Origin of the sequence: Pseudomonas brassicacearum subsp. neoaurantiaca (assembly GCF_013608025.1) — a bacterium.
Lineage (GTDB): Bacteria > Pseudomonadota > Gammaproteobacteria > Pseudomonadales > Pseudomonadaceae > Aquipseudomonas.
Map to the genome: position 1 here is coordinate 274,183 of NZ_VDLV01000055.1, position 7,918 is coordinate 282,100.

8 protein-coding genes are annotated in these 7,918 nt (G+C 61.1%); 5 read left to right on the plus strand and 3 right to left on the minus strand.

What is annotated here, in order from left to right; genetic code table 11:
• Window positions 1-195 precede the first annotated feature (195 nt).
• The gene (locus FHK92_RS25245) at window positions 196-453 is read right to left on the minus strand and encodes a phage infection protein (protein WP_181290516.1); all 258 of its coding nucleotides are present in this window, start codon (window positions 451-453) and stop codon (window positions 196-198) included.
• 504 nt (window positions 454-957) lie between these two features.
• Here FHK92_RS25245 and FHK92_RS25250 point away from each other — a divergent pair.
• The 3 genes from FHK92_RS25250 to FHK92_RS25260 are packed head-to-tail and all read left to right on the plus strand — an operon-like array spanning window position 958 to window position 3,881.
• Window positions 958-1,533 (plus strand): TRAP transporter small permease, encoded by a 576-nt coding sequence (locus FHK92_RS25250; RefSeq protein ID WP_181290517.1) that lies wholly within the window; start codon window positions 958-960, stop codon window positions 1,531-1,533.
• Window positions 1,530-2,810, plus strand: a complete 1,281-nt coding sequence (locus FHK92_RS25255) for a TRAP transporter large permease subunit (RefSeq protein WP_181290518.1) — start codon at window positions 1,530-1,532, stop codon at window positions 2,808-2,810. The genes FHK92_RS25250 and FHK92_RS25255 overlap by 4 nt, the downstream gene beginning before the upstream one ends.
• A gap of 51 nt (window positions 2,811-2,861) precedes the next feature.
• On the plus strand, window positions 2,862-3,881 hold the full coding sequence (locus tag FHK92_RS25260) for a TRAP transporter substrate-binding protein (protein ID WP_181290519.1): 1,020 nt from the start codon (window positions 2,862-2,864) through the stop codon (window positions 3,879-3,881).
• A gap of 148 nt (window positions 3,882-4,029) precedes the next feature.
• Here the strand turns inward: FHK92_RS25260 and FHK92_RS25265 are convergent, their stop codons facing one another.
• Both FHK92_RS25265 and FHK92_RS25270 read right to left on the minus strand, forming a co-directional pair.
• The gene (locus FHK92_RS25265; protein ID WP_181290520.1) at window positions 4,030-4,821 is read right to left on the minus strand and encodes a transporter substrate-binding domain-containing protein; all 792 of its coding nucleotides are present in this window, start codon (window positions 4,819-4,821) and stop codon (window positions 4,030-4,032) included.
• A 91-nt stretch (window positions 4,822-4,912) separates the two neighbouring features.
• Window positions 4,913-5,560 carry a TetR family transcriptional regulator gene (locus FHK92_RS25270; RefSeq protein ID WP_181290521.1) on the minus strand — a complete coding sequence of 216 codons (648 nt, stop codon included), beginning with the start codon at window positions 5,558-5,560 and terminating at the stop codon, window positions 4,913-4,915.
• 143 nt (window positions 5,561-5,703) lie between these two features.
• Here FHK92_RS25270 and FHK92_RS25275 point away from each other — a divergent pair, with 143 nt between their 5' ends.
• Complete coding sequence (locus FHK92_RS25275) at window positions 5,704-6,933, plus strand: arabinose transporter (protein ID WP_181290522.1); 1,230 nt, start codon at window positions 5,704-5,706, stop codon at window positions 6,931-6,933.
• Between the two features lie 58 nt (window positions 6,934-6,991).
• Window positions 6,992-7,858, plus strand: coding sequence for an SDR family oxidoreductase (locus FHK92_RS25280; protein ID WP_181290523.1), 867 nt, complete (start codon window positions 6,992-6,994; stop codon window positions 7,856-7,858).
• Window positions 7,859-7,918: the final 60 nt, after the last annotated feature.

The window sequence follows — 7,918 nt, forward strand, 5'->3', positions numbered from 1 at the left end:
AGATGCGGGGTTTTTTTATGGGTCATGTTTCAGCCCATGAAGGCCGGAAGCTCTTGTGGCGAGGGGATTTATCCCCGCTGGGCTGCGCAGCAGCCCTAAAGCCTTGGCCCCTGTCTTACAGGCCCACCGAGTTGCCTGATTTGGGTCTGCTTCGCAGCCCAGCGGGGATAAATCCCCTCGCCACAGAAACCGCTGTCACACAGGGCTGCGTCCGCGCAGCTCCTGCAACCGATCAGCCCCACCTTCAGCCACGCGATTCTCGATCAAACGATCAGAGCCACCCTCGGCAACACGATTCTGAATCAGTCGATCGGAGCCACCTTCAGCCAGTTGATGTGCAGCCTGGTCGTAGGACGACGGTGCGCTTTCGGCTGCGGCGATGTTCGACAGGGTGGCGCCGCCAACCAAGGTCAGGGCGATTGCCAGGGACGAGAGTTTCGAGAAATTGATCATGGTGTTTCTCCTTGCGCTTGTTTGAGTGGGCCAGTGCAGCGGATGTGCTGCTGTCCGGTGAGTGCAGTTAAACGCGCAGGTGTATCGATGGTGTGTGCCGCAAGGGCCCGAAATCAGCGGATTCGTATCAATCGGCTGTTCCTATACAGAGCGATACAAAACGCCTTGAAAAAAATCCCAGCCGACCGGGAGGTTGCCGGCCGCCCTGTAGTGATGGCCGATAATCGCACGATAGTTCCGGCTGGATCGGTCATCCGGTCGCGCAAGGTTATTGACCGAATTAACTGGGTAGTACATTTTATCGGTCACCCAGCCTTGCCATGCCCAGGCGAGGCCATAATAAAAACAGAGGATCCCCTCATGCGTGCCCGTCAACCGAACTTGTCCTCATTGCAGACCTCCCGTTCCGGAGCCTTCCGGGATACTCCAGCGTCGATCCGATAGCGCTCGCCCTGTCGCGCCGGCTGCCAGCCTGCGTCTGGATCAACCTGTGAGGTGTTCAAGATGACAAAAGTCGTCGATCTGTATTTCAAGCTGCTCAAGTTGCTGATCGTGCTGTGCATGGTTGCGATGATCGTGCTGGTGTTCGGCAACGTCGTGTTGCGCTATGCCTTCAACTCCGGCATCAGCGTCTCGGAGGAGCTGTCGCGCTGGTTCTTCGTCTGGATGATTTTTCTCGGTGTCCTGGTGGCCCTCAAGGACCGCGCGCACCTGGGCATGAACAGCCTGGTCAAGCGCTTGCCGCCGGCAGGCAAGCGAGTTTGCCTGGTCATCGGGCATTTGCTGATGCTCTACATCTGCGGATTGATCGTCATCGGCAGTTGGCAGCAGGCAGTGATCAACCTGAACGTGGTCGCGCCGGCGTCCGGCCTTTCGATGGCGTTGTTCTACGCCGCCGGGCTGGTGTTCGGTGTCAGCGCGACGGCCATCCTGTTGTATGAACTGTTCTTGGCGTCGTTCGGCAAACTGCGGGATGAAGAGCCTTTGTTGGTCGAGGACAGCGAAGCCGCGATCCTCAACCCTGACGCCCTTACCCCTGACACTTTCACCCCAGACACCTCCAAGAGTACCCGCCCATGACACTGGCCATTTTCCTCGGGTCGCTGCTGGGCAGCATGGCGCTGGGCATCCCGATTGCCTTTGCCTTGCTGGTGGTCAGCGTCGCGTTGATGTTTTACCTGGACCTGTTCGACGCCCAGATCATCGCGCAGAACCTGCTCAATGGCGCCGACAGCTTTCCCCTGATGGCGGTGCCGTTCTTCATGCTGGCCGGCGAAGTGATGAATGTCGGCGGGCTGTCCAAGCGCATCGTCAACATTGCCATGGCGCTGGTGGGGCACAAGCGCGGTGGGCTGGGTTACGTCGCGATCATCGCCTCCTGCCTGCTGGCCTCGCTTTCCGGTTCGGCGGTGGCCGACGCGGCGGCGCTGGCGGCGTTGCTGGTGCCGATGATGGTCCTGGCTGGACACAACCGCGGGCGCTCCGCCGGATTGATCGCCGCCGGCAGCACCATTGCGCCCGTGATTCCGCCCAGCATCGGTTTCATCGTGTTCGGCGTGGCGTCCGGGGTGTCGATTTCCAAGCTGTTCCTCGCCGGTATCGTGCCTGGGCTGATGCTCGGTATCGGGCTGGCTGCCGCCTGGTGGTTCATCTCTCGCCGTGAAATTGTCGAGACGCCGCCCAAGCGTTCCCGTGCCGAAGTGCTGCGTACGCTGCTCGATGGCAGCTGGGCAATGGGCTTGCCGCTGATCATCATCCTGGGTCTCAAGTTCGGCATTTTCACCCCCACGGAAGCTGCCGTGGTCGCGGCGGTCTATTCGCTGTTTGTGTCGCTGGTGATCTATCGGGAAATGAAGGTCAGCCAGCTCTACGAAGTGATCCTGTCTTCAGCCAAGACCACCTCGGTAGTGATGCTGTTGGTGGCGGCGGCGATGGTTTCATCGTGGCTGGTCACGATCGCCGACCTGCCAGGCCAGTTGGCTGAACTGCTCGCACCGTTCATGGACAACCAGACGCTCCTGCTGCTGGTGATGATGGCGCTGATCATCCTGGTCGGTACGGTGATGGACATGACCCCGACCATCCTCATCCTGACGCCAGTATTGATGCCGGCGGTGATCCAGGCGGGGATCGACCCGGTGTACTTCGGCGTGCTGTTTCTGATCAATACCGCGATCGGCTTGATCACGCCGCCCGTGGGCACGGTGCTTAACGTGGTCTGCAGCGTGGCGAAGCTGGACTTCGAGGAAATCGTGCGCGGGGTCTGGCCGTTCATGTTTGCGCAGTTTGTGGTGCTGCTCCTGTTGGTCCTGTTTCCGCAACTGGTCATGGGACCGTTGAAATTCTTCACCGGATGACTCCGGTGCCTGCTGGCTCGACCTTAAAAACAATAATGATTGGAGAGTGACATGGGAAAACTGATGAAAACCTTGCTGGCCGGGGCCTGTGCGACGGGCTTGCTGTTGACCAGTGTCGCCAGCCACGCGGACGAGATCCGCGAGCGGACCTTGCGATTCGCTTTCCAGAACGTCAAGGAACACCCCCAGGGCCAGGGCGCGCAGAAGTTCGCCGACCTGCTCAGTGAAAAGAGCGGCGGCAAGATCAAAGTCCGCCTGTTCCCCGGCGGAACCCTGGGCGGCGACGTGCAAACGGTGTCGGCATTGCAGGGCGGGACATTGGACATCACCGTGCTCAACTCCGGCATCCTGGCCGCCCAGGCACCGGATTACGCCATGCTCGATTTCCCTTTCCTGTTCAACAACGTCGAGGAAGCCCATGCGGTCATCGACGGGCCGGTCGGGCAGAAACTGGTGGCGCAACTGGACAGCAAAGGGCTGGTCGGGCTGGGTTACTGGGACCTGGGTTTTCGTAACCTGACCAACAGCAAGCACCCGGTGACCAAGCTCGAAGACCTGCAAGGCTTGAAGCTGCGTGTCATCCAGTCGCCGATCTACCTGGAGACCTTCACGGCCCTGGGCGCGAACCCGGTGCCGATGGCGTTTCCCGAGGTCTATACAGGCCTTGAACAGCACACCATCGACGGCCAGGAAAACCCTTACACGGTGATTGAAGGCAACAAGTTCTACGAGGTGCAGAAGTATCTTTCCGTCACCGGCCACATCTTCAACCCGCAGTCGTTGATCATCAGCCAGAAAACCTGGAACCGCCTCAACGACGACGAAAAGGCGATGATTCGCGCAGCCGCTGCCGAAGCGCAGACCTACCAGCGTGAAGTCACCGCGGCGAGCATGGACAAGGCCAAGGCCACGTTGGCCGGCGCGATGACCGTCAACGAAATCACCCCGGCCGAGAAAGACCGTTTCCGCGAGCGCGTGCAGCCGGTGATCGACAAGTTCGCCAAATCGTTGGATGGGGACCTGGTGAAGATGATGTACGCCGAAATCGCCAAGGTGCGGGCGGGGCAGTGACACGAATGGGGCGTCCCTGAGCAGACCCCATCCTGTGGGAGCGAGCTTGCTCGCGATGGCGTCAGGTCAGTCACATCAGTTTTGACTGATATACCGCTATCGCGAGCAAGCTCGCTCCCACAGGGTCTTGCGGTGTTTTCGTGAGCGGTTACTGCGCGGCCGGCACCGCCAGCCACTGCCCAATCACCTTCTGGTAGCTGCCATTGGCCTTGCTCAGGTGCAGCCATTGGTCGACGTACATTTTCCAAGTGTTGTCGTCACGGGGCAGCAGGTAGGCTTTCTCGCCATATTGCAGGTAGTGAGTCGGGTTGACGGCGCACAGTCCTGGCTTGAGTTTCTGCTGGTAGAGCGCTTCCGACGCATCGGTGATCATGACGTCGGCGCGTTTCTCCAGCAGTTCCTGGAAAATCGTCACGTTGTCATGGAAGGCTAACTGGCCCTTGGGCAGGAACGCCCGCACGAAGGCTTCGTTGGTACCGCCGGCTGGCTCGACGAGGCGTACCGAAGGTTGGTTGATCTGCTCGATGGTCTGGTAGCGCGACTGGTCTTCACAACGCACCAGCGGGATCTTGCCGTCGACGTCCAGGGTATTGCTGAAGTAGGCCTTCTTCTGGCGTTCCAGTGTGACCGAAATCCCACCCATGCCGATGTCGCATTTGCCGGCCAGCATGTCTGGCATCAGTGTTTTCCAGGTGGTCTGGACCCACTGCACCTTGACGCCCAGGCTGGTGGCGAGTGAGCGGGCCATGTCGATGTCGATGCCTTCGTATTCCCCCGATTCGGCCTTGTAGGTGTAGGGCTTGTAGTCGCCCGTCGTGCACACCCGCAACTCACCCTGCTCAAGGACTCGATCCAGATGTGACTGTGCAGGCTCGGCCAATGCACTGCCGCAGAGCGCCAGCAGGCCAAAGAACGTCATCGTGCTTGTTATGTTTTTCATAAGGATGGGACGTCTCGCAAGGGAAGGGGACAAGACGCAGGAGTGTAGTAAAACTGCCAACCGGCTGTCACCGGAACGCCGAGGCGAATGATCATCCTGAAGTGCTATCGAGCGCTCGCAGGTTTTCCAGGTAGGCGCAGAACATATCGGCCATGGCCTCGGCATACGTCTGGACTTCTTGCCGAGTGCGAGGCGTCGCCGAAAACCGCTTACCCACGGAACTGAGGGTCGCAATGATCAGCTCACCGGCCAGGGCGCGGGTCTGCACGCTGGCATCTGGCAGCACCTGTTGCATGAACGCGTCCACCGATGCCTGCACCGAACTGCGCGCCGCCTGGTGTTCAGGCGCATCCCGATAAAGCGGCGCGGCGTCGTTGAGTGCGACGCGGATCTGGGCTTCGTCGCATTCGGACTGGATGAAGGCGTGCACCAGTGTTCGCAACCGCTCTAGGGGCGGCGTGGCAGGATCCTCCAGGATGTCTCGCAACATATCGCTGGTCTGTCGCCATTCATCGCTTTGCAGTCGGAACAGGATCGCTGCCTTGTTCGGAAAGTACTGATACACCGACCCGACGCTCACGCCCGCCCGCTCGGCAACACGGGCCACGGTGAAACGCGGGGCGCCCTGCGTCGCCAAAACCTGAACAGCTGCCTCCAGGACCGCCGCCACGAGCTCGGTGGAGCGAGCCTGTTTCGGCTGTTTGCGCGAGGAAATCTGCGGGCTTGGGCGTTCGGACATGAAGGAAATCACCGGGGAAAGGAATGCGAATAGGAAATGCGACGGATTATTCGTATCTTGAATGCGACTAATTGATCGCATTCTAGTCGGCTGCACGAGCAGCGTTCAACGTCTCATCGCGTCCCTTTTTGCAGGTTAGGTTCATGACTCAAGAAAATGTCCATCACGGCGCCGCTTCGGCGCCTCAGGCAACCGTCGAGGCCAATCCGGTGCTCAGGTTGTTGCCGCTTACGTTGACCGTGTTCATTGCTTTTCTCACCATCGGCTTGCAGTTGCCTGTCTTGCCGCTTCATCTGCACGACACGCTGGGGATGGGCACGCTGGTGATTGGCCTGGTGGTCGGCGCGCAGTTCGCCGCGGCGCTGTTGTCGCGGGCCTGGGCTGGCAATTTTGCCGACATGCGCGGCGGCAAGCGCGCGGTCATGGCCGGGCTGGTGACGGCGGCGGTTTCCGCGCTGGTGTATCTGCTGTCCCTGGGGGTCGAGGCCACGCCGGTGCTGTCGGTCTGGCTGTTGTTGGTGGGCCGCGTGTTGCTGGCGGTTGGCGAAAGCCTTGTGGTCACCGGCGCGTTGGGGTGGGGTATCGGCCTGGTGGGGCCGCAGCATGCCGGCAAGGTCATGGCCTGGAATGGCATCGCCATGTATGGCGCATTCGCTTTGGGCGCTCCGCTTGGCGTGGCGCTCAATTCGGGCTGGGGATTCATGGGCATCGTCGTGGCATCGATGATTATCCCGCTGCTGGCCTTGGCGGTTGTCGCCGGTGTCCGCGCCGTTGCCCCGACGGCGACCCGGCGGACACCGTTCTACAAGATGCTCGGCGCCGTGTGGGTGCCGGGCTTGGGCCTGGCGTTTTGCAGCGTCGGCTTTGGTGTCCTCACGGCGTTCATTGCCCTGTTGTTTGCGGCCAGGGATTGGGGCAACGCGTCGTTGGCGTTCACGGCGTTCGGCCTGGCCTTCATCGGTGCGCGGCTGCTATTTGGGCATCTTCCGGACAAGACCGGCGGCGCCCGTGTCGCGTTGGTCTGCGTGGTAATCGAGGCCGTTGGGCTGCTGCTGATCTGGGGCGCCGATACAGCGTTTGTTGCCTACCTCGGCGCGGCGCTCACCGGCTTCGGTTATTCCCTTGCGTTTCCCGGTTTCGGCGTCGAAGCGGTGCGGCGTGCTCCGCCGCAGTCACGCGGTCTCGCCATGGGCGCCTATGTCGCGTTCCTGGATATTTCCCTGGGTATCACCAGTCCGCTGGCCGGTGTGTTGGCCGGTGGTTGGGGCATCGAGGCGGTTTACCTGGGCGGCGCCATCGCCGTTGCCTTGTCGTTCGGGGTGGCGTTGATGTTGCTCAGAAGTCGGGAAATACAAGTTCAATACAAATCCTGAGTCTTGTTCGGGTTATAGAAGATTTCGATCTCGCTTTTTTCAAAGAGGAGCGTTGCTCATGCACGTATTCGTTACCGGTGCCACGGGCTGGGTTGGTTCGGCCGTGGTGCAGGATCTGCTCGACGCCGGGCATCAGGTCACCGGCCTGGCCCGTTGCCAGGAAAAGGGCGCCGCGCTGGCCGCGACCGGCGCGAAGGTGGTCCGAGGAACGTTGGATGATCTTGAGGTTCTGCACAATGCAGCCTCGGCGGCGGACGCCGTGATTCACACCGCGTTCAATCATGACTTCTCGCGCTTCGCCGAAAATGCCGAGCAGGACCGCCGCGCCATCGAGGCATTGGGAGAGGCGTTGCAGGGATCCGATCGGCCTTTGCTGGTGACGTCGGGCTTGTTCGGATTGACGCGGGGTGCAAGCGAATTGGAGGTGCCCAGTCCGGCCTCGCCACGCAAGTCAGAGGCCGCCGCCAGGGACCTGGCCGAGCGCGGCGTGCGGGTGGCGACTGTGCGGCTGGCGCCCTCGGTCCATGGTGCCGGCGACCATGGGTTCGTGCCGATCCTGATTCGTCTGGCCCGGGAGAAGGGCGTATCGGCTTACCCTGGTGAGGGTAGCCATTGCTGGTCGGGCGTGCATCGACTGGATGCGGCACGGGTCTATCGACTGGCGCTGGAGCAGGGCGTGACCCAGTCCGTCTACCACGCCGTGGCTGACGAGGCGGTGCCCTTCAAGGACATTGCCCAGGCGATCGGGCGTGGCCTGGGGGTGCCGGTCGAATCACGTGAGCGCGCGCATTTCGGCTGGTTCGCTCATATGGCGAGCGCGAACATGGCGGTGTCCAGCGAGTACACCCGTGGCTTGTTGGATTGGATGCCGAGCGGGCCGGGGTTGTTGGATGATCTTGAGCAGCCTGGTTATTACTCTGCATGAATAACCGTGGCGAGGGAGCTTGCTCCCGCTGGGTTGCGCAGCGACCCCAATATTTTACGG

Coding starts and splice junctions, on each gene's coding strand:
- FHK92_RS25245 (WP_181290516.1), bottom strand. CDS start 453: ATGATCAATTTCTCGAAACTCTCGTCCCTGGCAATCGCCCTGACCTTG.
- FHK92_RS25250 (WP_181290517.1), top strand. CDS start 958: ATGACAAAAGTCGTCGATCTGTATTTCAAGCTGCTCAAGTTGCTGATC.
- FHK92_RS25255 (WP_181290518.1), top strand. CDS start 1,530: ATGACACTGGCCATTTTCCTCGGGTCGCTGCTGGGCAGCATGGCGCTG.
- FHK92_RS25260 (WP_181290519.1), top strand. CDS start 2,862: ATGGGAAAACTGATGAAAACCTTGCTGGCCGGGGCCTGTGCGACGGGC.
- FHK92_RS25265 (WP_181290520.1), bottom strand. CDS start 4,821: ATGAAAAACATAACAAGCACGATGACGTTCTTTGGCCTGCTGGCGCTC.
- FHK92_RS25270 (WP_181290521.1), bottom strand. CDS start 5,560: ATGTCCGAACGCCCAAGCCCGCAGATTTCCTCGCGCAAACAGCCGAAA.
- FHK92_RS25275 (WP_181290522.1), top strand. CDS start 5,704: ATGACTCAAGAAAATGTCCATCACGGCGCCGCTTCGGCGCCTCAGGCA.
- FHK92_RS25280 (WP_181290523.1), top strand. CDS start 6,992: ATGCACGTATTCGTTACCGGTGCCACGGGCTGGGTTGGTTCGGCCGTG.